Genomic DNA, 25,516 nt, shown 5'->3' with positions numbered 1-25,516 from the left:
CGCGGCATGCAAGAAAAACTGGATGCGGACTACTTCAACCGGTTCGGCGCCGACTATCTGCCGGGCCTGCTCGGCATCGTCGTCAATCAGGTCGAGAAACACTACGTGCGCGCCGAACTGACGATACGCAAGGCCGTGCTCGCGCACGGCATCCTGCATGCGGGGACGATCGTCGGCCTCGCCGACACCGCGTGCGGCTACGGATGCCTCGCGAGCCTGCCGGAAGGCGCATCCAGCTTCAGCACGCTCGAGCTGAAGAGCAATTTCATGGGCACCGCGCGCGAAGGCGGGATTGTCTGCGAGGCGCGCGCGATCCATGCCGGCCGCATGACGCAGGTGTGGGACGCGACCGTCCGGCACCGCGAAACGGACAAGCTGCTCGCGACGTTCCGCTGCACGCAGATGATTCTCTGGCCAACGAAGTAAATCGCGATGAGCACGCGACGCCTGAAGAACGCGGCGCTCGCGAGCACTCGCGAACGGCGCGCCGATATCGGCATGACGTGGCTCGATCCGCTGCGGCTCGGCCCGCGCGCGTCGCGGATCAGACACGGCTGGGCCGCCCAATCGCGGCCGGACGTGCGCTTTTGCGACGTGCCGACCGCGACGATCCGCGTACGCGCCGCCGGCTCGCGCGCGGGCGAACGTCCGACGATCGTGTTCGTCTGCGATCCGCCGAGCGTCGTCGAGCACTTCGACCGGCTGATCTCGCGCGTCGCGCAACATGCGCGCGTCGTCTGCTTCGAGCCGCCGGGCTTCGGCTTTTCCGTGCCGAACCGGCGTTTCACGTTTTCGTTCGACGACTACCGCGCGGCGATCGAGGCGATGCTCGCGAGCCTGAACGAAGGGCCATACCTGCTCGCGTTCTCGTGCGTATGGGCGCATATCGCGCTGCAGATCGCGGCGGCGCGGCCGGAGCTCGTCGACAGGCTGCTGCTTTGGCAAAGCCCGGCGTGGGACGAACAGGTCGCATGGGCGCGGCGCGTCGACGCGCGCAGCCTGCTCTCGACGCCGTTCGTCGGACAGTGCGCGTGCGCGTTCGGCGCGCGGAAGATCGGCATCGGCTGGTTCCGTCAGGCGATGGCGAAAGACCGTTATCGCGAATTCGCACCGATGCTCGATACGTCCTTCGATCACGGCGCATTCTGCTGCCTCGGCTCGCTGTGGCAGCGCTTCTACGACGATGCGCCGCGCGCCGTGCAGGTCCGGCAGCCGACGCTGCTCACGTGGGGCGCGGCGGACCGCACGCACCGGCATAGCTGCAAGTGGTCGATTGCGCAGCACGTGCCGCACGCGGTCCGGCATCCGGGCTTCGAGCATGCGGGGCATTCGCCGGAGCTCGAGGAGAGCGACGCGTTCGCGACACTTGTGCTCGACTGGCTGACGGCGGAGCAGGAAGGCTGAGCGCATCGATCGTTCACGCGCCTCGCGCGATGCCGACAGTCGTTACGTGCCGTTCGTCGGCGCGCGGCGCTTCGCACGCGGCTTCGATTCCGCATTTGATCCCCTGTTCACCCGCGATGCGCGCCGCGGCTTCTGGCAGCGCACGCACCGCGCGGCGGCGGCGCGCGGCGCCCTTCGTCAGCGCACGAAGGATCATCGCGGCCTGCCGATCCGGTTCCGCCTGCAAGGGCGATACGTGTGGCCTGTCCGTCATGCGCGAATTCGCGGCTCATGGCTGCGAGAGCGGGTTCGCCGCATCGGTCACATATTCCGACACGATGCCGCCGATTGTGTTAGCGTTGAGCGGCATTCGCTTACGTATGACGAATGCGACACCATGACGCTTCGAAAGGAGTTCCGCCAAGTGACCGCGCTCACCCTGTTGTTCGATCTGGACGGTACGCTCATCGATACCGACGCGTTGCATCTGAATGCGTATAACGCGCTGCTCGCGCGCTGGAATCGGTCGATCGATATCGATTACTACAAGACGCACGTGATGGGGTTTTCCGACGACCTGATTTTCGGGGAGTTGTTTCCGGGGATGCCGGCGGCGGAATATACCGAGCTGGCGGCGGAAAAGGAGCGGCTGTTTCGTGCGCAGCTGGGCGCGAAGCTGACGCCGACGGCGGGGACGGCGGATATTCTCGGGTATGCGGAGCGGGTTGGCGCGAAGACCGCGGTCGTGACGAATGCGCCGCGCGAGAATGCGACGATGATGCTCAATGCGTTGGGGCTCGCGGAGCGGTTCGGCACGCTTGTGATCGGCGGCGAGCTGGAACATGGGAAGCCGCATCCGTTGCCTTATTTGACCGCGCTGGAGTTGCTCGGGGCGAAGGCGGAAGACGCGGTGGCGTTCGAGGATTCGGCGTCGGGGGTGCGCTCGGCGAGTTCGGCTGGGATTTTTACGTTCGGGATGTTGACGGCGTTGGGTGAGGAGAAATTGAGAGAAGCAGGAGCGAAGACGGCGATCAAAGATTTCGGGGATCGGGGGCTGTGGGAATTCCTCGAGCGTGCCCCAAGCCGATAGATTAACGATAAGGACCTGTCCGCAATTTTGTGTACAAGGCAGCCAAGAATCGTTATCTGTGCACCGGGATGAGCGGACTCCCGAACAGCCTGATTCACGGCTGATTTCCGTCGGAGATCTCGCGACAAGTGTTGATCCCCGCCACGGCGCGCGGGTCTGATCGATCGCACGACGCCTCGCGCGTCGCGTCGCAATCGACGGCCGGGCGCCACGACCCTGCCGTCCGTCAATGAGGGTCGTTTTCCGAAGCCGCTCGGAGCGGCTTAATCCATCAACAAATCCACGCCGCAATTTACAGCACGAATCACAAGCAATAAAATCGACAAATTCGCAATTCAATTAAATATAAATTAAACGGTTTCGCCCCTCATTAAAAAACATGGCGGAACGCCGCTTGAATGTTCCATCAAGCAATCGCCCGGCATCTCATCGCCTCTCGCCTTGATAATCCAATTCCGGCGACTAATATTGAAGAGTTGTGTTCCACCAAAAAATCAACTCATCAATAAAAACTGCCACCTTCCGTTTCGCCGCTCAATTTTCTATTAAACCGTAAATATAGAACGGAATCAGTTTATCGATTGCATTCCGCAACATTTCGGCAAACGATCCGATTCAATAGACACACGTACGTTACGAGGAGACCGAGACATGGCTCAGCGCATTCGTCTCGCAGTTGCCGGCGTGGGTAACAACATATCGGCACTGTTCCAAGGCATCGAATACTATCGGGCGCTTCGCGACCAGGGTGTCGACGAGCGCGAATTCGTCGGCATCAAGCGGCCGCGCATCGGCGGCATCGGCGTAAGCGACGTCGAGTTCGTCGCCGCATTCGACGTCCATCCGAACAAGGTCGGCCGCCCGTTCGACGCGGCCGTGCTCGCGCCGCCGAACAACTATCCGATGCTCGGCGCACCGCTGCCGGCCATCCCGTTCCCGGTGGATCAGGGCTTGACGGCCGAGACCACCCGCGACGACGACGACGCATTCAAGCACGTCGTGCGCCGCCTGCGCGAAAGCGAAGCCGAAGTACTGCTCTATTCTCTGCCGACCGGCTTGCAATGGGCGGCCGAAGCGTATGCGCGCGCGGCGCTCGCTGCCGGCGTGGCGTTCGTCAACTGCACGCCGGAGCTCGTCGCGCGCACGCCCGCGTTGCTCGACGCCTATCAGGCGGCCGGCGTGCCGCTCGTGGGCGACGATCTGGCGAGCCACTTCGGCACGTCGGTCGTGCATCGCGCGCTGCTCGGACTGCTGAGCGATCGCGGCATCACGCTGCAGAGCTCGTATCAACTGAACTTCGGCGGCAACGAGGACTTTCGCAACCTGCGCGAGCGCGGCGCGAGCAAACAGCAGTCGAAGCTCAATGCGCTCGCGCAGGACGGCGTCGATACATCTCGCGTCGAGATCATCCCGTCGGCCGGCTATATCGGGCAGCTGAAGGACAACAAGGTTGCGATCGTGAACATCGAGGGCGTCGGCTGGGGCGGCACGCCGGTACAGCTCGATCTGAAGCTGAAGGTCCAGGATTCGAGCAATGCCGCGGGTGTCATCATCGATCTGATCCGGATCGCCGCCGCATCGCGCCGCGCGAAGCTCGCCGGCTTTCCGGCCGCGGCCGCGAAGCTGCTGAAGTCACCCGTCGGCGGACACGACAAGATCACGCCCCAAAGCATCGACGCGAGCTTTCGCGCACTCGACGCGTCCGCCGCTTGAGAGCATGACGATGGCGCATCCGAAACGCGGCATCGAACGCCCTGGCGGCTACGCAGCGGCGACGATCGACGTCATTCTGCTCGCGTACGACGGCGTCGACGCGCTCGATCTGTTCGGTGTGCATGCCGTGCTCGCGAAGGCGTCGGCCGTGACCGCGCCGGACGGCGCCGCGCCGCTGCGCGTCGCGATCGCGGCGGCGTCGCGCGTCATCACGACTTCGTGCGGTATCGACCTGAGCTGCGGCGCGCCGCTCGACACGCTCGATCACGCGCACGCGATCGTCGTGCCGGGCGGACGCGGTGCGGCGGCCGCGGCCCGGCACCCGTCGCTCGCCACGCTGCTGGCACGCGCGCATATGCGCGGCGCGGCGATCTATGTAGTGTGCTCGGGCGCGCTGCTCGTGGCAGCGGCCGGCATCGCGAACGGACGACGGCTCGCGATCCATCACGACAAGCAGCAATGGCTGCGCGACGTCGCGCCGTCCGTCGAGCCTGCCGCGGGCCTCATCGCGGACGGACGCCTGTGGTCGGTCGGCGGCGATGCGTCGCCTTCGACGAAAGCGACCGATCTCGCGTTCCAGCTACTCGCCGATTTTGCGCCGTACGCAGTCGCACCGGTGGCGGCCCGGATGGAGTTGCGGCCGGGTCGCGGCGCGGCCGCCGCGCGGCTTTTGGAGGCGACCGCATGAGCGCGCGGCGCGGCACCGTCCTCGTGACGGGCGCGAGCCGCGGCGTCGGCCTCGCGATCGCCGAAACGCTCGCGCAGCGCGGCTACGACCTCGCACTATGGGCTCGATCCGCGTCCGACCTCGACGCGATCGCGCAACGCCTCGGCGCGGCCGGATGCCGTGTCCACACGGCGGCCGTCGACGTCGGCGACGCCGCCGCCGTCGAGGCGGCGGGCCGCGCGCTGCACGCGCAGGACGCGGCGCTCGCGGGCGTCGTCGTCAACGCGGGATGCGGCCGGTGGGCGCGCATCGCCGATACGGCGTCCGACGAATGGAGCCGCACGCTGCGCACCAATCTCGACGGCGCGTTCCACACGCTGAAGGCGTGCGTCCCACTGCTCGAGGCGCGCCATCCGCTGATCGTCGGCATGATGTCCGACGCGAGCGTGTGGCCGTTCGCCGAGCGGGGCGCGTATTGCGCGTCGAAGGCGGGCTTCTATCAGCTCTTCGAGATTGCGCGACAGGAGCTGCGCGAGCGCGGCGTCCGGATGACCGCCGTGCTGCCGAGCCGCATCGACACGCATTTCCAGGGCGGCCACGCGTCGGCCGCGCCCGGCAGCCGTCCCGGCGCGCTCGACGCGGCCGACATCGCGACGATCGTCGCGGATCTATTCGACGGCCCGCCTCATATCGAAATCCGCGAGCTGCGCGTCACCGCGTTCGCATCCAGCTTCGGCCCTTTCCCGGGAGGAAACCCAGCGTGACGATCTTCACAGGCATTCATCCCGCCGGCCACTCGCGGCCGATCGGCAAGTATTCGCCCGCCGTGTCCGTGCCGATCGGCGCGGGGCAGCGCCTCCTCTTCATCAGCGGCCAGGTCGCGACCGACGCCGACGGCGCCGTGCTCGCGCCCGGCGACGCGGGCGCGCAGACCGAGATCGTGTTCGAGCGCCTCGCGCGCATCCTCGACGCGGCGGGCGGCGATCTTTCGGCGCTCGTCAACGTCGTGATCTATCTGCGCGACATCGCCGATTTTCCCGCAGTGTCCGCGATCCGCAACCGCGTGCTCGGCACGCCGCCGCCCGCGAGCACGCTCGTACAGGTCGCGTCGCTCGCCGAGGCGGGCTGTGTCGTCGAAATCAGCGGCATCGCCGTGATCGGCGAGGACGGCGGACGTGGCTAGCCGCACCAACGCGCCCGCATCGCGCGACGCTGCAGCCAAACAGGCCGATCCCCGCAGCCAGCGGGCGGTGCTGCCGCGCGTCGCGCAGCACGCGAGCGTGCTCGTCGTCGGCTCGCTGAACGTCGATCTGCTGCTGTACAGCGACGTGTCGCCATGCGAAGGCGACTCGCTGCCCGTGCGGGCGATCACGCTGCCGGGCGGGCACGCGGGCAACTGCGCGTCCGCGCTGTCGGCGCTCGGCCTGGCCGTATCGATCGTCGCGGCTGTCGGCGACGACGCCGACGGCGAGAGGCTGCTCGCCGACCTCGACCGGCGCGGCGTCGACACGCGCTTCGTGCGGCGCATCGCGCACGCGCACACCGGCCGCGCGATCATCCCCGTGCTCGGCCCCGAGCGCTGCAACTACATGCTGCTCGATCGCGGCGCGAACGAGTCGCTCGTCGCCGACGATGTGCGCGCCGCGCTGTCCGGCGTCGCGCGCTGCGATGCGGTCATGCTGTTCGATCCGAGCGTCGACGCGCTCGTGCAGACGGTCGCGCTCGTGCGCGCGCGCCGTGCGGCCGCGGCGCTGTGCTGGACGCCGTCCGGGATGTACTCGCGCGATCCGGTCGCCTTGACGCTCCTCCCGCAATGCGACGTCGTGTTCTGCAACGCGCGCGAGTTCGCGCATCTGCGCGATCAGGGCGATCACGTGTTCGACATGCTCGATGCGGTCGACGTCGTCGTCACGCTCGGCGAGCACGGCGCGCTGTCCCGCCATCGCGGCATCGAGACGCGCGCGCCTGCGCATCCGTGTGAAGTCGTCGATCCGACGGGCGCAGGCGACGCGTTCGCGTCGGCTTACCTGCTCGCGCGGCTCGCCGGCCTCGACGCGGCCGACCGCCTGCGGCTCGGCAACGCGAGCGGCGCATGCGCGGTCGGCACGCGCGGCGCACGCGACGGCCTGCCGACGCTCGACGCGCTGCTCGACGCGACGCTCGACGGCCCACTCGACGGCCCGCGATACAGGTCCGCGCCGCCGCGCGCCCAGGAGCCCGCTCATGCGCATGCGGCGAAGCGCTGACGGCTGGCGCGGTCTCATCGGAAGCACGTTCACGCCCGAGCGCGCGGCGAGACTCGCCGCGACGATCGTGACCGCCGTGCGTGCGCACGACGGCGGCGGCCCGCGCGTCGTCGTCGGTTACGACTGCCGCCGCCTCGGACGCCGCGCCGCGCGACTGATCGTGCGCGCGGCGAGCGACGCGGGCGCGCGCGCCGTGCGCATCGTCGAACATCTGCCGACGCCGACCGCGTCGTACCTCGTCGGCGCGGGCGACGCCGAGCTCGCGCTGCTCGTCACCGCGAGCCACAACCCACCCGAATGGAACGGCGTAAAGGCGAAGGGCCGCCCAGGCTGCCCGCTCGACGCCGAGCTCGAACGGCGCGCGGATGCGCTATTCGACGATTCGGAGCGCGCCGCCGGCGACGCGCCATTCGGCGAGCCTTCCGGCGAGCCATTCGACCAAGCCGACGAAGCGCGCGCGGACGATGCCGACGGTCTCGACGATGCGATCTTCGAAGCATGCGACGCGTCTCCGTGGATCGACCGGCACATCGCGCACGTGCTGTCGCGCTTGCCGGCGACGCCGGATCTGCCGCTGCGCGTCGTCGTCGACGGGCTCAGCGGCATCGCGGGCAGCGCGATGCTGCATCTTTGCGACGCGCTGCGCTGGTCGGCGACGCCGCTCGGCTGCGCGCCGTCCGCTGATTTCGGCGGCGTCGCGCCCGATCCGTCGCTGCCCGCGAGCCGGCGACGCGCGGCCGAGGCAGTATGCGCCGAACATGCCGACCTCGGCCTCGTCGTCGACGGCGACGGCGACCGCGTCTATGCGATCGACAGCGACGGGCGCACGGTCGAGCCGCACGAATTGTTCGCACTGCTGCTCGCGCACCGGCATCGGCGGCGATACGGCCATCCGGAGCGCGGCGTCGCCGTCACGGCGGCAACGGGCGCGCTCGTGCAGCGGCTGTGCGCGCGGTGGAGCCGCCCCGTCATCGAGCAGCCGGTCGGCTTCAAGCATCTGTCGCCGCTGCTCGTCGAAGGCCGCATCGACGCAGGCGGCGGCAGCGTCGGCGATCTCGCGTTCGCCGAATTCGGCGTCGATCGCGATCCGTTCGGCGCTGTCGCGCTCCTCGCCGACCTGCTGGCGACGAGCGGCCAGTCTCTCGCAGCGCTCGTCGCTGACCTGCGACATCGCTACGGCCGCTTCGACTGGCATGAATCGCACGTGAACGGCGACGCCACCGACACGCAACTGCGCGACGCGGGCCGGCGCGCACTCGAACGATGCGGCTTCGACGCACGCACGGCGCGCATCACGACTGTCGACGGCATCAAGTTTTCGTTCGACAGCGGCGAATGGCTGCTGCTGCGGCCGTCCACGACGGAAGGCGGCATCCGCGTATACGGCGAGCTGCTGAGCACGCGAGCAGCCGCCGCGCTCGCCGCGCACGTCGCCCGCGCGCTCGCCGCCGAGCGAAGTCCGTAGTCGCGCGCCGCCGGAGGAGCAAGCCCGTGCACGATCGCTACCGCCTGATCCTGATCCGTCATGGCCAGACGCCGGACACGCTGGACGGGCGCTTCTGCGGCGCGCGCGACCCGGCGCTCACGGCGCTCGGGCACCGGATGGCGATCGAAGCGTCGCGACATCCGGCGCTGCGCGGCATCGCCGTCGTCGTGACGTCGCCGTCGCTGCGCGCGCGACAGACCGCGCGCCACATCGCCGACGCGAACTCCGTGTCGATTCTCGTCGACGAACGGCTGCGCGAACTGTCGTTCGGCGCGTGGGAAGGGCGCGTGCCCGACGACGTGCGCGACGAGCCGGCGTACCGGCGTTGGATCGACGATCCGGCGATCCACGCGCCGCCCGGCGGAGAAACCGGATTCGCGGTGCTCGCGCGCGTGATGTCGGCGGTGCGCGACGCGATCGGCATGTTCGACGACGTCGCGCTCGTCACGCACAAATCGCCGATCCGGCTGCTCGCGTCGTTCTACGGCGCGACGCCGCTGTCGCGCTTCCGGCAGATCGCCGACATTCACGCATGCTCGGTTTCGCTGATCGTGCGCGACGGCGGCGGCGTGGCGCTCGGTCCGCTCGGCGACACGTCGCATCTGTCGCTCGCGTGGCGAACCGATCCCGATCGCGCGCGCGCGCCGCCCGACGGTGCGGGCGCCCTCATCGACGACGGGGCGCGCGACGCGCCGCCGCTTATCGGAGGGCGCGACGGGTAACGCCCTCCATCACCCGACAGGAGTCGCGCATGTCACACTCGAAGCGCATCGCCATCATCGCGGGCACCGGTCTCGCCCGCGGCCTCGACGCATTCCTCGGCAACCGCGAGACGATCGAGAACGTGCGGGTCACGTTCGGCCGGCGCAGCGGCGCGGTGCTGCATTACACGACAGGCCGGATCGGCGGCATCGAGGCGATCGTCCTGCCTCGGCACGGCCCGACGCTCGAGATTCCCGACCGCAGCCCGTCCGAGCTCGTCGCCGAGCTCGGACACGAAGCGCACATCTGGCACCTGCACGAACTCGGCGTGCAAGCCGTCTACGCATTCAATTCGGTGGGCGCGATCGACCTCGATCTGCCGCTCGCCGCCGACAACGTGTTTCTCGCGCCCGACGACTACGCACGCGGCCTGTCGAGCGTCTCGCACAGCTTCGGCAATGTTGCGAAACACGTGCATCCGTCGATGCGCGAACCGTTCGACGCGCGGCTGCGCGCGAACTTCGCGCTCGCGGCCGACAAGGTCGGCGCGAAGCTGCTGATGCAGGGGCTGTACATCCAGTCGGGCGGCGACGCGTTTGAAAGCGTGGCCGAAGTCGAGACGTACCGCCACGTCTATCAGGGCCGGCGCAACCGCGTGCTCGGCATGACCGCGGGTGCGGAGCTCGTGCTGTGCAGACAGATGGAGATTCCGTATGCGCTCATCTGCGCGAACTGCAACTGGGCGGAAGGGCTCGATCCGGACAACGCGGTGACGCACGCATTCGTGCTCGCCGGCATGCAGCCCGCCGCCGCCACGCTCGCGAAGATCGCCGAGGCGGTGCTGCGCATCGAGGCTGAAACTTGAACGGATTGCGCGCAGTACGCTCGCGATCGGAAGCGGCGCGCGGCGACGACGACGCCGCGGGACGGCGCGCGCCGTCCGCCGTCGGACGCGATGCGGCGATATCGCGGCCGATTCAGTCGGTTGAGTCGTTTCGCTCGTGGCGGTCGTTTCGAGCGCTTCGAGCGCTTCGCTCGTTTTGGCCATATCGGCGCGAGCGTCGACTATTCGCGCAACGCATCGAAGCGCAGCCTCAGCAACGCCGCGCGCTCGAGATCCTTGCGCCGGCCGAACAGCGTCAGCATGCGTTCGAGCGCGAGCGGCGACGGCACCGGCACTTTCACGTTCGCGACGGCGACGTACCGCATCGAATCGACGACGACCTCGCGCCACGCACGGCCGTCGTTGACTTCGAGGCGGCCCATCACTTCGACGTCGAGCGGCGCGAAGCCGAATCGCGCGAAGCGGGACCGGAAACGCGCGCCGTCGGCCGGACGGAATTCGGCGCGGCGCGACGCGGCCCAATGCGCGATCGCGGCGTCGGCGTCGCGCACGCTCGTCAGCACATCGATGTCCTTCGGCGCGACGTCGACGCCGTACAGCGCGAGCGCCGCGCTGCCGATCACGCACCACGGATCGCGAAACATCGCCGTCATCGCCGGCACCGCCAGCAACAGTGTCTGTTCGAGCGCCGCTTCGACGGATGGTCGAACCATGGTTCCTCCGTGCGGCTGCGAAGCGCGAGGCCGCGCAGCGTGTGTGCCGACGAAGCGCGACCGCGCTCGGGCGGCCGCGACACATCGAAATCCTTACTTTAACGATTTTTGGAGGCGAGCATGACAAGGATCGTCATCACGGGTTCCGCCGGCAAGGCCGGCGCGTTCGTCGTGCGCGAATTCGCCGCGCACGGCTACGACACGCTCGGCGTCGATGTGAAGGCCACCGTCGTATCGAGCGCGCTCGGGCACCTGCCTTCGATGAAGGCCGATCTGCGCGACCTCGGGCAAGTAGTCGAATCGTTCGAGCGCGCGGATGCGATCGTCCATCTCGCGAACGTGTCGCTGCCCGGCATGTTCCCGCCGGGCAAGACGTTCAGCGACAACCTGACTGTCAACTACAACGTGTTCCAGGCGGCTCGCCTGCTCGGCATCCGCTCGGTCGTGTGGCTGTCGAGCGCCGCGGTCGTCGACGACCTGTTCGATCCGTCGGGCGAGATCGACGTGCCCGTGACGGAAGATTCGCCCGCGCGCGCGGGCTCCACGTACGCGCTGTCGAAGATCGTCACCGAGCAGATGGCCGACTTTTTTTGCGGCGAACACATGTCGATCGTCGGCCTGCGCGCGCCCGTGATCGAGGATCCGGCCGATTATCCGCACTATGCGAAGTATCACGGCGATCCGCAGCTGCGCCGCTGGCATCTGTGGTCGTACATCGACGCGCGCGATCTCGCCCGCGCATGCCGTCTCGCGGTCGAAACGCGGCCGCGAGGCGTGCACAACGTGTTCGTGTCCGCGCGCGACACCGTGATGGCCCAGCCGATCGATGCGCTCTTCGAGCTGCGCTTCCCCGGCGCGCCGGTGCCGGCGCGGCTGCGCGAATGCGGCAGCTTCTTCGCGCCGGAACATGCGAAGCGATTGTTCGGCTTCGAGCCGATCCATTCGTGGCGCGACGATCGATGAAACGGCGACGAGGTCATCATGGGCGCGACGCATTCGAACGGCATCTATTCACTTGACGGCCAGCGCGTGCTGATCGTCGGCGGATCGAGCGGCGTGGGGCTCGCGCTCGCGCGCGAGGCGACGCGGCTCGGCGCGCAAGCGATCATCGTCGGGCGGGATCGCGCGCGCCTCGATCGCGCGGTGGCGATCGTCGGCGCGGGCGCGATCGCCGAGGCGGCCGACGTACGCGAGCCGCGCGACGTTCGGCGGCTTGCCGAGCGCATCGGGCGTATCGATCATCTTTGCTTGAGCGTCGCTCACGACATCGCGCCGCATTCGATCGCGGACGATCTCGACACGCTGAAACAGCACTGGGACAGCCTGTTCTGGTCGTCGCTCGTCGTCGTGCAGGAAACGCTCGCGCATCTCGCCGAGACGGGATCGATCACGTTCGTCACGGGGTCGCTGAGCCGCAAGCCGGTGGCGGGGAAATCGCTGTTCACGTCGTCGCAGTGCGCGATCGAAGGGATCGCGCGGGCGCTCGCGGTCGAGCTTGCCCCGAGACGGGTGAATACCGTGGTTCCGGGGTTGCTCGATACGCCGCTGTGGAACGCGCTCGATCCGGCGCGGCGCGCGGCGTTTTTTGCGGGGCACGCGGCGAAGCTGCCGGGGAGGCGGATCGGGCGGGCCGAGCATGTGGCGGGGGTGGTGATCGCTTGTATGGTGAATGGGTTTGTGACGGGGGCGTCGATGACTGTCGATGGGGGGGAGCAGATTGTTTAGCGGTGGCGTCATATGACGGACTCGCTCGTCAGGCGGGGCGCGCGATGGGCTGAACGCATCGGCGCGACGGCAAGCCGTCGATCGCACGTGAGGTGTCGTGGGCCGTATGTCCTTCGGCGTGAGTGCTGCGAGCATGCGTGGCATTCGCCGGAACTCGAGGAGGGTCGGGCGTTTTCGAAAGTGCTGTCGAACCATTGGTTGAGCGCGACGAGCGACGAGCGACGAGCGGTTGCGGTTGCGTGCGCGCTCGGCTTGCCTGCGTGGCGCGATCGCTTCGCGATGTCGATCGCGATCTCCTGCCCGAAACGGTGTCCAAAAAGATTGGGATGCAGTCCGCTTTTGCCGCATTGATCGCGTATCCCGTCCTGATACTGCTAATTGGTCCGGCCCTGAACAACTCGTATTGGTGCGCTGATGAAGTCATGCCGCCGATAGCGGAACGGATTTGAGCCCGAACCAAGCGATGAGAATCAGGGCGTAAAAAAGCCGTAGCTGCCTCAGGATCATCCGCAGCTTGTGGCCTGCGCCACAACAGCACCGCATGGATCGCATCGCCCAGCGCGCCCTTGAGCCAGTCGCGATCAAGTTTGCCGTCCGCCTTCATATGGCCGATGGCCGGCTCAATCGCGCTGCGCCGCCGAATCATCGCCCGCAAGCCTCGCGTGATGCCGCGTCTCAAACCCGGGAGATAGACCTTCACGCCATCGACGGCGACGCCCTTGTAGCCGCGGTCAACGACGGCGATCTCCGGTTGGACGTCACTCAGGATCGCTGCCTGTTCCAACGCTTCGCCCAGTGTGTGCCCGTCGTACGTGTTGCCCGGCATCGAGCGGGCGCCGACCACCAAGCCTTCCTTGTGCGTCGTCGTGATCGACACCTTCACACCAAATTCGTATGGCTTGCGCGCCTTACCTTTCGCCAGGCACTCGACTTCCGGCGCGTGCACCGCGTACAGCTTGTTCTTGTCCTTTTGCTTCTGCGACAGATTTCGCTTCGTGCGGCCAATCAAGTCTTCCAGAGCCGCCCGACTTTGTTCCGCGACGCCATCGAGTTGACGCTCTTGATGACGTGGACCCGTTTGGCTGCTTCAATCGTCTCGGCCAGCAGTTCTTCAACGCCGGCCTCACCCAACCGCTTGCGTCAGCGCGTCAGGCTCGACGGATCGATAGGCGGTTTGGTCTGCAAGTACAGCAGCCCCGCGATCAGCCGAGGCGAGGTCGCCGGCCGACCTTAGTGCGAGACGAAACTCGCGCTCATTGCCACACCAAGCCGATCCCAGTCGATCAGGCCGGACCGGCGAACCAGCGGATGCTTCAGGTTGATCTGCTCACGTAGCAGCTGGCGGAAGCAGTCTCCCTCTGGCACCGGCGTCTTCGGACCCATTCAAACCTCGTCGGAACTTGCAGGAAACTCACACCAATATGCCTGTGCCTTGCAAATCTCTCAACACCATTTCGGCCCCGCCACCTTGCCGCACAAACCGCTCCGCTTTGTTCATGGACGACTAAGTAATATTTCTATCGAGAGGTTTCATACGCACGCCATCAACCAGTCGACCCGATCCGGCATGTTCATTACGGCGCCTCTTTAAATAATCTTATATCTATGCAATAGGGCTCACTTCCCAATATCATATATAACCCATACATATTAAAACCGGAGGTCGCCTCACGAAGCATCCCACACAGATAAATCCATCCGAGAGTATTGTGTGAAAAGCAATATAATCATCCGTCAAGCGAAACGGGCACATTCACGCCTCATGAAACCTTAGAGTCAGGTCTTGCTTTGCAACATGCTTCGTCGAGCGATGTGTCAATACAAGACCTGACCTCCTGCGGGTCGCGGCTCTGTAACTCGGGGGACTTAGAATTTCAGCGTTCTTCTCTTGAAACTGCTTACTCCACCTTCTCATTTTGGCTCGGATCTCTATATGCTTCATCACGGAGAAGGTTTCTACGCGATAAAGATTTTAGATTCCGAACATCATTTAATATTTTCTCAATAGCCCTCTGAATACTCTCCAACTCTTCCATGCTAAACCTATAGCTCATCGCATTATCAATGGCAGCCGCCTCGCAAGCATGAGAATTATTAATAAAAAACATTATTTCATTGCTATATTCTGGGATTTTAATAACCGCTGACACGCCTCCGCACAATGAATTTGACTTCACATCGCCGAACGCATAGAGTCCAGTATAAATTTCTTTGCCTTTTCTCATAAATCACCATATCAACAGTTCTTTGACAACACTTCCGGTTGTTCCGGGGTAGGAAATCTTCCATCCAGAAGTTTATTCAATTGATTAACCCCCCTTCCATTTTTATCCGCAGGATTGATTCGCACATTTGCCTTTTGTGCCACGTAGAGCGTACGATTGTTTAGAGTCGCCCATACTTCTTCTCCACTTGGAAGAATCATCCTTTCGTAACTGATCTCCAATCCTTTGGGAAGTTCACCCAAATGTACGGCCTCATCAATCGCCTCCTGCACACTTCTTCCAGTCCATTCTCCTTGAGTGAATACATCTGAAATTGTATTTTGCGTGAACCACAAATCGAAAGGGTCCATCAATCCGAGAGGATCGATGTGAGTCCATGGGTTTGGCGCGTATTGATAGAGGTAAGAGCCACCTTCTAATCCGATAGGATCTTGGCTGATGAAGTAGCCAGTATTGGGATCGAAGTATCTGTGCCGGTTGTAATGCAGGTTCGATTCAGCGTCGTGATACTGTCCCTGCAACCTGAGTGGCTGCACGATCCACCGCTCAGTGCATTCGACGTCACCCCTAGGGCGATAATGCGCCTCCCATACAGCCCTTCCACTAGCATCATGCATCCGTACGGGTGCCCCGTTCGGATCATTCTGGTAAAAATACACCGTTCCTGCGACCGGTGCTAGTTGCCCCGATAGTCGCGTCGATACCCTACCCTCAGCCAGATCGCCTTGCACAATAGCGAGCGGCCGGAACGTTTCAGGATAGTAAATCCACTCACACACACGGCTAGCGACGGGTAGCGCTCCTGTGTCGGTTTGGCCATGCTCCGGCGAAGCAAGTGGCGACGGCCGTATATCCCCGTCTATGTCCAGATCGGACCCACTCCCTCCCTCCCCTCCCGTTGTGGACTCCCCAACCAGCGTATTGCCGTCCCAAAAGAACCGGCTCAGACGGTACAGCGGCTGCTGCGATGCCCCGCCTGTTGCTCCCTCACACACGACTTTACGAACCCGCCGCTGGAATGGATCGTACTCATACTGTGCGCGAATGTGTGTTGACTTCTCCCCTGAAATGGCAAGACCCGGCCGCACCGCCACCGTCTCAACGAGCTGCCCGGCCGCATCCCAACGCAGCGTCAGGTCCTGCGCGGCATCCTGCTTCCGAATAAGGTTGCCGACTCTGTCGTACGCGTAATAGCAGCCTTCATATTCACCTTCACGCACCCAAGTGCCGGTCCTTGCCGCAGCGGCTGCATCCGCCGCGCGGCGCTCGCGAATGTGCGTCTTCAGCAAATCTCCGGCCGGATCGTACAGATAGCGACGCAACTGCCCAGCGGGGTCGAGATGCGCGATCACCTGCCCCACCGGATCGTACTGAAAGCGCTCGATGCCGCCCCGCGAGTCGCGCTTTTCGACCAATTCGCCATTCGCGTCGTACGTATATTCGCTCGCGAAGAGCGCGCCGGTGCCGGTTAGCAACGTACGCTGCGACGCAAGCTGGCCGTCCGATTCGTACGACAGTTCGCGCCGCAACTCCGCGCCCAACTGCTCGGTGCAAATCTGCCCGAGCGCATCTCGCTCGAGCACGACCGGCGCGGTGTCGTCGATCCGAATCGACGTGACGGCATCCAAAGCGTCGTATGCATAGCGAACGGTATGCTCGACAACCGCGCAGCCGGCAATAAGCCGGGTCCTGCGTGCTATCCGGTTGCCGGCTTCGTCGAAATCGCTGGCGATCGTGAAGTCGTCGCCTTGTCGCTCCTCGATCACGCGACCCGCTGCGTCGTAGCTGAACTCGACGTGGCAAGACGGATTCTGCGCGATCACCAAATCCCCGCGCCGGTCGTATGCGAAGCTGTCGATCCGGAGACCATCGCCATGTTCCGGATCAGGCACGCGCTTCTGCACGATGCGCCCAAGCCGATCGTATCGGTATTCGATCGTCTGCCCCAGAGGATCAGTGCTACAGAGCAGTTCACCCGCCGCGCCGTACCGATAGCGTCGCGCTTGCCCCCAGTAGTCCGTCTCCACGACGATCCGCCCCAGCGCATCGCGTTCGAGCGCGTATAGCTCGCCGCGTTCGTTCACGACGCCGATCAGTTGTTCTTCCGTGTCGTAGCGGTATTCAACGGTGGTGCCGTCGGGCGCGAGCCGTCTGCTGACCTGTCCGAGCGCCGAGTACTCCATCTGCGTCACGTAGCCCATGGGGTCGCGATAGCGAGACAGGTTTCCTTCAGCGTCGTACCCACAGTGAATCTCACGCCCGCCCGGCTCGATTGCGCGCATCAGATTGCCGTTGCGGTCGTACTCGTATTTGCTTTGTTGTCCGAGCGCATCGATTGCTTCGATGAGGTATCCGCGCGCATCGTACCGATACTGCGTGCGATGCCCCAACGCATCGATCTGCGCCGCGAGATCGCCGTCCCGGTGGTAATCGAATCGCGTGCTCGCACCGCGCGGCCCGGTATGTTCGACGAGCTGACCGTACTCGTCATATGTATAGCGAGATATCGCGCCCGACGGATCGATCTGCGCGAGCAGATTGCCGAACGTATCCCATTCGTAGCGCCACTGCCGGCCACCTATCAACGTCACGCAGACCGGGCGGCGATCGAGGTCAAATTCCGTTCTGACTGCGCTGCCGTCCGGCAACGTCTGCACGATCAAACCGCCATACGCGTCATATTCCCAAGCCGTCGTCCGCCCCGCCGGATCGATCACCGCGCTCGCACGCCCCTGCGCGTCATACCGATACGCGGTCACGCCGCCTAGCGGATCGATTTCAGCGACAGGCATCCCGCGCTCGTTCATCTGCATGATCGACGTATGCCCGAGCGAATTGGTGACGCGCGTCTCCACCCGCGCGCGATCGTAGACGAAGCGATAATCGAACAGCCCGTTGTCGCCCCAAGCATGATCGACGCGCCACACGCCGTCGTCGCCCTGCTGGTAGCTGTAGTAGAACGACACGCCGCGCGCGCTCGTATGGCTCACCATCCGATGGCCGGCCGTGTACTCGAAATGATGCGGATGCGCCATCGCATCGATCGCGGCCGTCAGATTGCGCTCGCGATCATGCTCGTAGCTCACGAGCGGATGCGGGTTCCCTCCCGCATCGATCAGCGTCAATGAAGTCAACAGCCCGGCGTGCAGCCCGCTGCCCGTGCCGCATTCGATCACACGCTCGGTCTGCCCGTCGCGCTTCCATTCGACGAGACGCACGAGCCCGCCATACACGTCACGCTCGAACACCCACGCATTGCCATTGAGATCGGCCATGCGATCGATCGGCAGCGTGACTCGCGACTCACCATCGAGCGCCGCAACAGCATCTCGCCAACGAGAAGGCAGCACGAACCCGTATTCGATACCCTCACGCGTGCGCAGCACCATCCGCCCATCGTCGCAATACAACGCATGCCCATGCTGCCAGTCATACGTGCGCGCTGGCCAGCCGTCGCCGGCCGGCACCACGTCGAAAGCGGTCGCATGATCCGGAAAATGCGCGACCGCGCCGATCCCGTCTTCGTTGCGCATCAGTTCAAGCCGGATATCGGCGGGCGTCTGCCAGCCGAAGCCGACCGCGCCCGCATGACGATCATGGCTCGCGTAATAACGATCCCACACGAGCGGCAGCCTGCCGGACACGGTGAAGTCGTTCTGCTGCACGACCACTTCGCCTGTCGTCACGTCGACCGGTTCCGCCTTCAGCACCGTGCAACGCAAGAACCCCGACTTCAGATGCAGCTTGTCCGCAAGCTTCTTCGCCCACTTCGATCCCTGAAACGCCTTGAACATCCCCTTCGCGGCCGCCGCCATGTTCATCACGGGCGGCCCGCCGACGAGCACGGGCCGTCCGGCGGGAATCGGCAGCATCACCGAACTCGGCATCGACACATGTGTGCGCGCCGTATGCGCGCCGTTGTGCGGCGGCGGCTCGATCCCTTCGGCCCAGCAGCTCATCGCGGACAGCGCCATGTACGAAAACGGATCGTTGTTCGCGAGCACGGTGCGGCTGCCCATGTACGATTCGGCGTCGTCGGACGGCAGCGGATCGGGCGGCGCGAACGTTTCGCCGAGCGGAAAGTGCAAGCCCGGCACATGAAACGAATGCGTGCCCGCCGTCGCGCGCATCAGCCCGTTCACGAAGATCGGCCTGCTGGCGGTGGCGCCCGCTCCGACGCCCGCGCCCATCGCGTTCGCCGCGTCGCCTTTGATCGACGACACGTCGCGATTGAGCTTCAGTGCTTCCGCGACCATCGGATTGCTCGTGGCCTTCTTCATCTGGTCATCGAGCGAATCGAACGTATCGGTCAATTTCTCGACGTCGTCGGGATGATCCTTCAGATATTCCAGCACCGCGTCTTCGGCGATCGCCATCGCAATGCTGCCGATCACGCCCTTCGCCGCCTCGACGTATTCCCGCAGATCGAGCATGAAGCCGATGTGCGGATGCGGCAAGAACACGGGAGGCAGCCCCGGCGTGACGATCACGGAATGCACGTCGACGCCGACGACGGGATCGAGATGCTTGACGGCCGGCAGCGCCATGTTTTCCGCTCCTTGCTCGCGCTCAGCGTCCGCCGCGCAGCGCCGCGACCTTGTCGCTCAGCTCGCTGCGGCGTCGGTCGAATGCGCCGACCTGCTTGACCATCCATTCGACGACGAGCCGCAAGTTGCTGTTCAAGCGCATCGATTCGTCGATCAGAAGTCCCGCGTCGAGCGCGTTGAAGCCCGCCTCCAATGCGTGCTCGCGCTCGCCCGCCTTCTCCCAGCACACCGCGCTCATGCGCCATGCCTCGACGGTCATCAGCGCGTCCCGCGCGGCCGTCATCGACGCCGCCGCGCGCTCGTAGCAGTATGCGGCCGGTGCGAACGCCTTGTGCGTCAGGTGCGCGCTCGCTTCGCCGAACAGCCCGTTCGCGACGAGCTTGTGCCCCGCCGGATGCGCTGCGCCGAGCGCGCGCTCGCCGCTTTCGGTCGCTTGCCGATACGCGTCGAGCGCGCGCTCGTGATCGCGCCACTTCAAATACGCCGCGCCCGCGATCAGATGCACGACCACGCACTGATCGAACCAGCGCTCGCGTTCGGCGATCCGCAACGCGGCCGCGCGCAATTGTTCGAGCCGCGCCGGATTGCCGTCGCCGATCGTCTCGCTCAGTTCGACGAACAATCGCCTGAACTCGCCGTTCGGCCCGCGCTCGCCGGATTCCGCGAGCAATTCGCGCGGCACGCTCGCCATCGTGTAACGTCCCTTCACGACGTGCACGGTGCTCGAATGCTGCTGTTGCAACGGCTTGAACGGTTCGTCGCCGATGCGCGGCAATACGAATCGCACACGCGCGCCGAGCCGCGGCGAGTTTTCGATGACGTCGAGCAATTCGCCGAGCCAGCGCGCGAGCGCCGCATCGTCGCGAACCTGCTCGGGCTGCAACACGAAAACCATCGCCGGAAAAATGTCCGGATGGTGCTGCATCAAGCTATCGGCAACCGTCAGAAACCGAAGAACCGGATGTCCGCCGTCGTCACGGGGCGGTTGCCAATCCGCTCGCAGCCCTTGCGCGTTCGACGCGTCGCGCCGGCTGTCGTAAAAGCGGATGAGCTCGTCCGCCAGCGCAGCCGCGTAGCGCGCTTCACCGACGAAATCCGAACGCATGACGATCACCGCGCTCGACATCTCCTCCTGCGTCTGAAAATAAAGCTGCACGAGCTGCGCATCGGCTTCGTTCGCCTGCCAGATCATCAGCCTTGCGGCTCGATCCTTCGCAAAGCTCTGCCAATCCGTGTGCGCATCCATGAACCTGCGCTCCACGGGGTTCGTGGGTTGCCAGTTCTGCATGATCCTCGTTCCCCGTCAGGGGTTCAGTTTCAGTATCGTGCCTTCCACCGTGTGCTCGCCCGTCGCCGACGACGTCACCGTCTTGCCGCGCACGCTATGGCTTCCGCTAGCGCTCGATTCCACCGTGACGCCGTTGATCACGATCGTGCCGTCCTTCTTCAGCGTGATGCTCGCATTGCCGCAAACAAGCGCGATCTGATCGCCCGCGCCGACATGCACGTTGTTCTTCACGTTCATCGCGTGACTCGCGCCGACGTTCACCGTCTGCGATTGGCCGACGTTGAGCACGTGCGCGTCCTTGATCGTCGACGTTCGTGCACCGATCTCCTCCGCGTGATGTTCGGCGACGGTCGTCTTCATGCTTTTCGAATTCGTCTGATAGTGCGTGGTGACATTCAGCGTCTTGCCCTGTCCGATCGATTCGGTCTTGTCTTTCGTCACTGTCTCCACGTGATTTCCGCCGATCGTCGCTTCGCGATTCGCGCCGATGGTCACGGTTTCGTCTTTTCCAACCTGCCGCGTGCGATTGCCGCCGACGCCATGCGTCTCGTTCCCGCCGATCTGCGCGACGCGATGCTGCCCGATGTTCACCGTCTCGTTCTGCCCGACGCTTCTCTGCCGGTTGTTCGCGACGCTCATCGTCTCGTTGTTGCCGACCGAATGCGAATGATCGCGGCCCACCGACAGCGTGTGATCCTGCTCGGTCTCCGCATCGAAGTTGCGCTCCGCATGCATCCATAATTGCTCCGCACCCTTCTTGTCCTCGAAGCGAAACGCGTTCGAATGCTCGGTGGTGCCGCCCGGCGACGAGCGGGACAGCAGCCCGCTTTGCGTCGCGCTGCCGGGCAGGCCCCACGGCGGCATCTTTTCGCCGTTGTATACGCGCCCCGTCACGATCGGCTGATCGGGGTCGCCGTTCAGGAAATCGACCACCACCTCGTCGCCGATGCGCGGAATCTGCACGCCCCCGAAGCCGCCGCCCGCCCACGGGCTCGACACGCGCACCCAGCACGACGAGTTCTGATCGCTCTGCCCGTAGCGGTCCCAGCGAAATTGCAGTTTCACGCGCCCGTACTGGTCCGTCCAGATTTCCTCGCCCTTCGGGCCGACGACGCTCGCCGTCTGCGGGCCGTTCGTGCGCGGCCGCGGCGTCGCGCGCGGCGATCGATACGGCAGGCTCGACGGCTGCACGAGCACCTGCGATTCGTGCACGACCGCTTCGTTGCCGCTGTCGGTCGCGTACGCATTCTCCTGAAACCGATACTGGCAGCGCACGATCAGGTACTCACGGTTCTGGTCGGCGCGCGGGCAGTGTTCGAGCGCGAACAGATAGCCGGGCGCGACGCCGCGCACGTCGGTACGCGCGAGCGCGCGCTCGTGCTCGGCCTGCTGCTCTTCGAGCCGCACGCGGCTGTAGTGCGCGCCCGGTTCGTCGTCGCGATAGCCGCCGGGCCATTCGAACGACGCGAAGCCGTCATGGTCGTGGCCGCGCGGATCGATCTTCTGCGCGGACAAGTCCGCGCGCGGCTTCGTGTAGTCGTAGTCGCTCGTCTCGTGCTTGCCGATGCTCACTTCCTGCGCGGGCAGCCAACTGTCGATGTGCTCTTCGTCGGCGATCGCGGTGCGGTCGCGCGCGATGAACGGAATCGTCTCGTAACCCGGCAGCGCGACGTGCGACGACATCGCGTCGCACAGCATCAGCGTATGCGTTTGCGCCGCATGCTTGAAGTAGTAATAAATCCCTTCGAACTCCATCAGCCGAGATACGAATGCCGCGTCGGTCTCGTTGTACTGCACGCAGTATTCGCGCGGCGTGTACGTCTCGGTCAGGTGGTTTTCGATCGGGAAGCCGTACGTGGCGAGCACCTCCTGCACGATCTCCGGCACCGTCTTGTTCTGGAAGATCCGGCAATCGGAGCGGCGCGTCGCGAGCCACAGCCACGGGCGCACGATCAGCTGGTAGCCGTAATGGCGCTCGGCACGCCGCCCGACGAGCGACGCGCGCGCGACGATCCCGTTCAGACAGCGCTCCGATTCGTTCTGCTGCCGGATGCGCACCGTCACCGGTTTGCCGAGCAGCTCCTTCAACGACAGGCTGTGATTGTCGGCGAGCGCTTCGATCCGGAAATCGAACAATCGCCCGAGCGCTTCCTCGCCGTAGAGCCGGTGGAACCTCAGGTCGTCTCCATGCAGGCTGTCGAGTGTGAACACGCGGGTCACGTCGCGCCCTCCTCTTCGAATCGATAAACGAATTGGCCGTCGTCCGCGCTCACGTCGATCGCCGACAGCGCGCGAGCCTCGATCGTCGCGCGCAGGATCTCCTGGCTGATGCGCGGCAGCACCGTGTGCGTGAGGATCGCGTCGACCATCCGCCCGCCGGATTCGATCGTCCGGCAGCGCTCGACGATCAGTGCGGTCGCCGAATCGGCGCAGCGCAGCGCGATGCCGTGATGCGCTTCGATGCGCCGCTCGATGCGCGCGAGCTGCAACGCGACGATCCGCGCGAGCATCTCGTCGGTCAGCGGGTAGTACGGCACGACGGTCAGGCGTCCCAACAAAGCGGCCGGGAACACGTCGCGCAGCGGCGCGCGCAGCGCGTCGGTCAACGTCTGCGCATCGGGCAGCCGCTGCGCGTCGCGGCACAGCTGCATCACGCGCTCGGAACCGACGTTCGACGTGAGGATGATCACCGTGTTGCGAAAATCGATGTAGCGCCCTTCGCCGTCTTCCATCCAGCCCTTGTCGAACACCTGAAAGAAGATCTCGTGCACGTCGCGGTGCGCCTTCTCGATCTCGTCGAGCAGCACGACGCTGTACGGCCGCCGCCGCACCGCTTCGGTCAGCACGCCGCCCTGCCCATAGCCGACGTAACCGGGCGGCGCGCCCTTCAGCGTCGACACCGTATGCGCCTCCTGGAACTCGCTCATGTTGATCGTGATCGCGTTGTGCTCGCCGCCGTACAGCGTTTCGGCGAGCGCGAGCGCGGTCTCGGTCTTGCCGACGCCGGACGGCCCGCACAGCAGGAACACGCCGTGCGGTTTCGCCGGATCGTCGAGCCGTGCGCGTGCGGTCTGAATGCGCTCGGCGATCAGCTCGACCGCATGCCGCTGGCCGACGACGCGCTCGGCGAGCGTATCCGCGAGCTTGAGCACCGATTGCATTTCGTCGCGCACCATCCGGCCGAGCGGGATGCCGGTCCAGTCGGACACGACGGCGGCCACCGCGTGCGTGTCGACCGCGGGCAGCACGAGCGGCGTCTCGCCCTGCAGTTCGGCGAGCGCCTGCAACGCCGCCGCGAGCTTCGCCTGCACGTTCGCGCGGGCCTGTGTATCGAGCGCGCGCGAGGGATCGTCGTCGAGCAGCGAAGCGCGCCAGTCGACGATCTCGCCGAGCGCGTCGCGCTCCGCCTGCCAGCGCGCGTCGAGCGCATCGAGCGTGGCCTGTTCGCTCGCCACCGATACATCGATCGAATCGAGCCGCGACGCATCGCCCGCGCCGAGCGCGCACTCGCGCGCGATCAGTTCGCGTTCGACGCGCAGGCTGTCGATCCTCCGCCGCGCGTCTTCGATCGGCGCGGGCACCGCATGCTGGCTGACCGCAACGCGCGCGCACGCGGTGTCGAGCAGGCTGATCGCCTTGTCGGGCAACTGCCGCGCGGGAATGTAGCGATGCGACAGCGTGACGGCCGCGTGCAGCGCATCGTCGAGCACGAGCACGCGATGATGCGCTTCGAGCTTCGCGGCGAGCCCGCGCAGCATCGCGAGCGCCGCGTCCTCCTCGGGCTCGCGCACCTGCACGAGCTGGAAGCGCCGCGTGAGCGCCGGGTCCTTCTCGATGTACTGCTTGTATTCGGACCACGTGGTCGCGCCGATCGTGCGCAACAGGCCGCGCGCGAGCGCCGGCTTCAGCAGGTTCGCCGCGTCGCCCGTGCCCGCCGCGCCGCCCGCGCCGACGAGCGTATGCACCTCGTCGACGAACAGGATCACCGGCCGCTCGCTCGAGCTCGCCTCGTCGATCACGCCGCGCAGTCGGCTCTCGAATTCGCCCTTCACGCTCGCGCCCGCCTGCAGCAAGCCGATGTCGAGCAGATACAGCTCGACGTCGCGCAGCGGCGGCGGCACGTCGCCCGCGACGATGCGCAGCGCGAAGCCCTCGGCGACCGCCGTCTTGCCGACGCCCGCCTCGCCGACGAGCAGCGGATTGTTCTGCCGGCGCCGCAGCAGGATGTCGACGATCTGGCGAATCTCGCCGTCGCGGCCGACGACCGGATCGATTTCGCCCGCGCGCGCACGCGCGGTCAGATCGACCGCATAGCGCGCGAGCGCCGCGCCCTCGCGTGCGGCGAACGACGCCCCGCCCGGCGCGCGCGCTCCGCCTGCCGGCGCGCGCGCGGCAGGCGGCGGCGTTTCCGGCGAGCCGTCGACGATCCGGTCGAGCTCGTCGGCGAGCACGTCCGGCACGATCCGCTCGAAGTCGCGCGCGATCGCATACAGCACGTTGCGAAGCTGCGCCGTCTTCACGATCGCGAGCAGCAGCACCGCGCTGCGGATCTGCGTCGCGTCGTACTTGAGCGTCGCGTACACCCACGCGCGCTCGACCGCATCGTCGATGTGCGCGGACAGATCGGACACCGAACCGGCGCCGCGCGGCAGCCGGTCGAGCGCGGCGACGATCCCGCGGTCGACCGCCGCCGCATCGATGTCGAAGCGGCGCAGAATCCGGTGCACGTCGCTGTCCGGGCGCCGGAGCATCTGGTTCAGCCAGTGCGCGAGCTCGACGTACGGATTGCCGCGCAGCCGGCAGAAACCCGTCGCCTGCTCCAGCGTCTCGTAGAGAAAGGCGTTCAGCTTTCCGAACAAGGTCACTCGGCCGATATCGGACATGGCG

Annotated in this window: 19 protein-coding genes and 1 pseudogene; 13 read left to right on the top strand and 7 right to left on the bottom strand. The window is 65.6% G+C overall.

All coding sequences use genetic code 11. The features are described from left to right. Window positions 1-6 precede the first annotated feature (6 nt). The 11 genes from WS78_RS31975 to WS78_RS31920 all read left to right on the top strand — a co-directional run bounded on the left by WS78_RS31975 (window position 7) and on the right by WS78_RS31920 (window position 10,152). Entirely contained in the window at window positions 7-426 is a 420-nt protein-coding gene (locus WS78_RS31975) for a PaaI family thioesterase (RefSeq protein WP_038746088.1), read from the top strand. A 6-nt stretch (window positions 427-432) separates the two neighbouring features. Next, the gene (locus WS78_RS31970; RefSeq protein WP_059576658.1) at window positions 433-1,404 is read left to right on the top strand and encodes an alpha/beta fold hydrolase; all 972 of its coding nucleotides are present in this window, start codon (window positions 433-435) and stop codon (window positions 1,402-1,404) included. Window positions 1,405-1,807: 403 nt separating this feature from the next. Next, the gene (locus WS78_RS31960; RefSeq protein ID WP_059577010.1) at window positions 1,808-2,473 is read left to right on the top strand and encodes an HAD family hydrolase; all 666 of its coding nucleotides are present in this window, start codon (window positions 1,808-1,810) and stop codon (window positions 2,471-2,473) included. 651 nt (window positions 2,474-3,124) lie between these two features. Next, window positions 3,125-4,186, top strand: a complete 1,062-nt coding sequence (locus tag WS78_RS31955) for an inositol-3-phosphate synthase (RefSeq protein WP_038746082.1) — start codon at window positions 3,125-3,127, stop codon at window positions 4,184-4,186. 10 nt (window positions 4,187-4,196) lie between these two features. Beyond that, a complete protein-coding gene (locus tag WS78_RS31950) occupies window positions 4,197-4,874 on the top strand; it encodes a DJ-1/PfpI family protein (RefSeq protein ID WP_226377271.1) in 678 nt (225 codons plus the stop codon). Further along, complete coding sequence (locus WS78_RS31945; RefSeq protein WP_059576667.1) at window positions 4,871-5,617, top strand: SDR family NAD(P)-dependent oxidoreductase; 747 nt, start codon at window positions 4,871-4,873, stop codon at window positions 5,615-5,617. Before WS78_RS31950 ends, WS78_RS31945 begins: the two co-directional genes overlap by 4 nt. After that, the gene (locus tag WS78_RS31940; RefSeq protein ID WP_059576670.1) at window positions 5,614-6,036 is read left to right on the top strand and encodes a RidA family protein; all 423 of its coding nucleotides are present in this window, start codon (window positions 5,614-5,616) and stop codon (window positions 6,034-6,036) included. Before WS78_RS31945 ends, WS78_RS31940 begins: the two co-directional genes overlap by 4 nt. Beyond that, window positions 6,029-7,099: a carbohydrate kinase family protein gene (locus tag WS78_RS31935; protein WP_038746075.1), complete on the top strand. Its 1,071-nt coding sequence runs from the start codon at window positions 6,029-6,031 to the stop codon at window positions 7,097-7,099. Before WS78_RS31940 ends, WS78_RS31935 begins: the two co-directional genes overlap by 8 nt. Further along, window positions 7,077-8,564, top strand: coding sequence for a phosphohexomutase domain-containing protein (locus WS78_RS31930; RefSeq protein ID WP_059576673.1), 1,488 nt, complete (start codon window positions 7,077-7,079; stop codon window positions 8,562-8,564). Before WS78_RS31935 ends, WS78_RS31930 begins: the two co-directional genes overlap by 23 nt. A 26-nt stretch (window positions 8,565-8,590) precedes the next feature. Then, window positions 8,591-9,307, top strand: coding sequence for a histidine phosphatase family protein (locus WS78_RS31925; protein ID WP_038746071.1), 717 nt, complete (start codon window positions 8,591-8,593; stop codon window positions 9,305-9,307). 29 nt (window positions 9,308-9,336) lie between these two features. Further along, complete coding sequence (locus WS78_RS31920) at window positions 9,337-10,152, top strand: phosphorylase family protein (protein WP_038746069.1); 816 nt, start codon at window positions 9,337-9,339, stop codon at window positions 10,150-10,152. 200 nt (window positions 10,153-10,352) lie between these two features. On the opposite strand, the gene WS78_RS31915 is transcribed toward WS78_RS31920, so the two are convergent. After that, entirely contained in the window at window positions 10,353-10,844 is a 492-nt protein-coding gene (locus WS78_RS31915) for a nucleotidyltransferase family protein (protein ID WP_038746067.1), read from the bottom strand. Window positions 10,845-10,964: 120 nt separating this feature from the next. Here WS78_RS31915 and WS78_RS31910 point away from each other — a divergent pair, with 120 nt between their 5' ends. Both WS78_RS31910 and WS78_RS31905 read left to right on the top strand, forming a co-directional pair. Further along, entirely contained in the window at window positions 10,965-11,807 is an 843-nt protein-coding gene (locus WS78_RS31910; RefSeq protein ID WP_038746317.1) for an NAD-dependent epimerase/dehydratase family protein, read from the top strand. Window positions 11,808-11,825: 18 nt separating this feature from the next. Beyond that, complete coding sequence (locus tag WS78_RS31905) at window positions 11,826-12,569, top strand: SDR family oxidoreductase (RefSeq protein WP_059576676.1); 744 nt, start codon at window positions 11,826-11,828, stop codon at window positions 12,567-12,569. Window positions 12,570-12,989: 420 nt separating this feature from the next. Here the strand turns inward: WS78_RS31905 and WS78_RS31900 are convergent. The 6 genes and pseudogenes from WS78_RS31900 to tssH form a co-directional block, all read right to left on the bottom strand. Beyond that, window positions 12,990-13,952: pseudogene (locus WS78_RS31900) on the bottom strand (transposase). 515 nt (window positions 13,953-14,467) lie between these two features. Beyond that, window positions 14,468-14,794: a hypothetical protein gene (locus WS78_RS36705; protein ID WP_152611664.1), complete on the bottom strand. Its 327-nt coding sequence runs from the start codon at window positions 14,792-14,794 to the stop codon at window positions 14,468-14,470. Between the two features lie 11 nt (window positions 14,795-14,805). Beyond that, window positions 14,806-19,341, bottom strand: coding sequence for an RHS repeat-associated core domain-containing protein (locus tag WS78_RS36700; protein ID WP_082717455.1), 4,536 nt, complete (start codon window positions 19,339-19,341; stop codon window positions 14,806-14,808). Window positions 19,342-19,363: 22 nt separating this feature from the next. Continuing rightward, a complete protein-coding gene (locus tag WS78_RS31890; RefSeq protein ID WP_059576680.1) occupies window positions 19,364-20,629 on the bottom strand; it encodes a hypothetical protein in 1,266 nt (421 codons plus the stop codon). 15 nt (window positions 20,630-20,644) lie between these two features. Further along, window positions 20,645-22,849 carry a type VI secretion system Vgr family protein gene (locus tag WS78_RS31885; protein ID WP_038746060.1) on the bottom strand — a complete coding sequence of 735 codons (2,205 nt, stop codon included), beginning with the start codon at window positions 22,847-22,849 and terminating at the stop codon, window positions 20,645-20,647. After that, a complete protein-coding gene (gene tssH / locus WS78_RS31880; protein ID WP_059576683.1) occupies window positions 22,846-25,512 on the bottom strand; it encodes a type VI secretion system ATPase TssH in 2,667 nt (888 codons plus the stop codon). The genes WS78_RS31885 and tssH overlap by 4 nt, the downstream gene beginning before the upstream one ends. Window positions 25,513-25,516: the final 4 nt, after the last annotated feature.

The organism is Burkholderia savannae (assembly GCF_001524445.2).
GTDB lineage: Bacteria > Pseudomonadota > Gammaproteobacteria > Burkholderiales > Burkholderiaceae > Burkholderia > Burkholderia savannae.
Note: the sequence above shows the minus strand (reverse complement) of the source record. Positions and strands in the feature narration are given on the sequence as shown.

What these genes read in the sequence shown, in the direction of transcription:
- WS78_RS31975 (WP_038746088.1), top strand. Translation starts at nt 7, where the DNA reads ATGCAAGAAAAACTGGATGCGGACTACTTCAACCGGTTCGGCGCCGAC.
- WS78_RS31970 (WP_059576658.1), top strand. Translation starts at nt 433, where the DNA reads ATGAGCACGCGACGCCTGAAGAACGCGGCGCTCGCGAGCACTCGCGAA.
- WS78_RS31955 (WP_038746082.1), top strand. Translation starts at nt 3,125, where the DNA reads ATGGCTCAGCGCATTCGTCTCGCAGTTGCCGGCGTGGGTAACAACATA.
- WS78_RS31950 (WP_226377271.1), top strand. Translation starts at nt 4,197, where the DNA reads ATGGCGCATCCGAAACGCGGCATCGAACGCCCTGGCGGCTACGCAGCG.
- WS78_RS31945 (WP_059576667.1), top strand. Translation starts at nt 4,871, where the DNA reads ATGAGCGCGCGGCGCGGCACCGTCCTCGTGACGGGCGCGAGCCGCGGC.
- WS78_RS31930 (WP_059576673.1), top strand. Translation starts at nt 7,077, where the DNA reads ATGCGCATGCGGCGAAGCGCTGACGGCTGGCGCGGTCTCATCGGAAGC.
- WS78_RS31920 (WP_038746069.1), top strand. Translation starts at nt 9,337, where the DNA reads ATGTCACACTCGAAGCGCATCGCCATCATCGCGGGCACCGGTCTCGCC.
- WS78_RS31915 (WP_038746067.1), bottom strand. Translation starts at nt 10,844, where the DNA reads ATGGTTCGACCATCCGTCGAAGCGGCGCTCGAACAGACACTGTTGCTG.
- WS78_RS31910 (WP_038746317.1), top strand. Translation starts at nt 10,965, where the DNA reads ATGACAAGGATCGTCATCACGGGTTCCGCCGGCAAGGCCGGCGCGTTC.
- WS78_RS31905 (WP_059576676.1), top strand. Translation starts at nt 11,826, where the DNA reads ATGGGCGCGACGCATTCGAACGGCATCTATTCACTTGACGGCCAGCGC.
- WS78_RS36705 (WP_152611664.1), bottom strand. Translation starts at nt 14,794, where the DNA reads ATGAGAAAAGGCAAAGAAATTTATACTGGACTCTATGCGTTCGGCGAT.
- WS78_RS36700 (WP_082717455.1), bottom strand. Translation starts at nt 19,341, where the DNA reads ATGGCGCTGCCGGCCGTCAAGCATCTCGATCCCGTCGTCGGCGTCGAC.
- WS78_RS31890 (WP_059576680.1), bottom strand. Translation starts at nt 20,629, where the DNA reads ATGCAGAACTGGCAACCCACGAACCCCGTGGAGCGCAGGTTCATGGAT.
- tssH (WP_059576683.1), bottom strand. Translation starts at nt 25,512, where the DNA reads ATGTCCGATATCGGCCGAGTGACCTTGTTCGGAAAGCTGAACGCCTTT.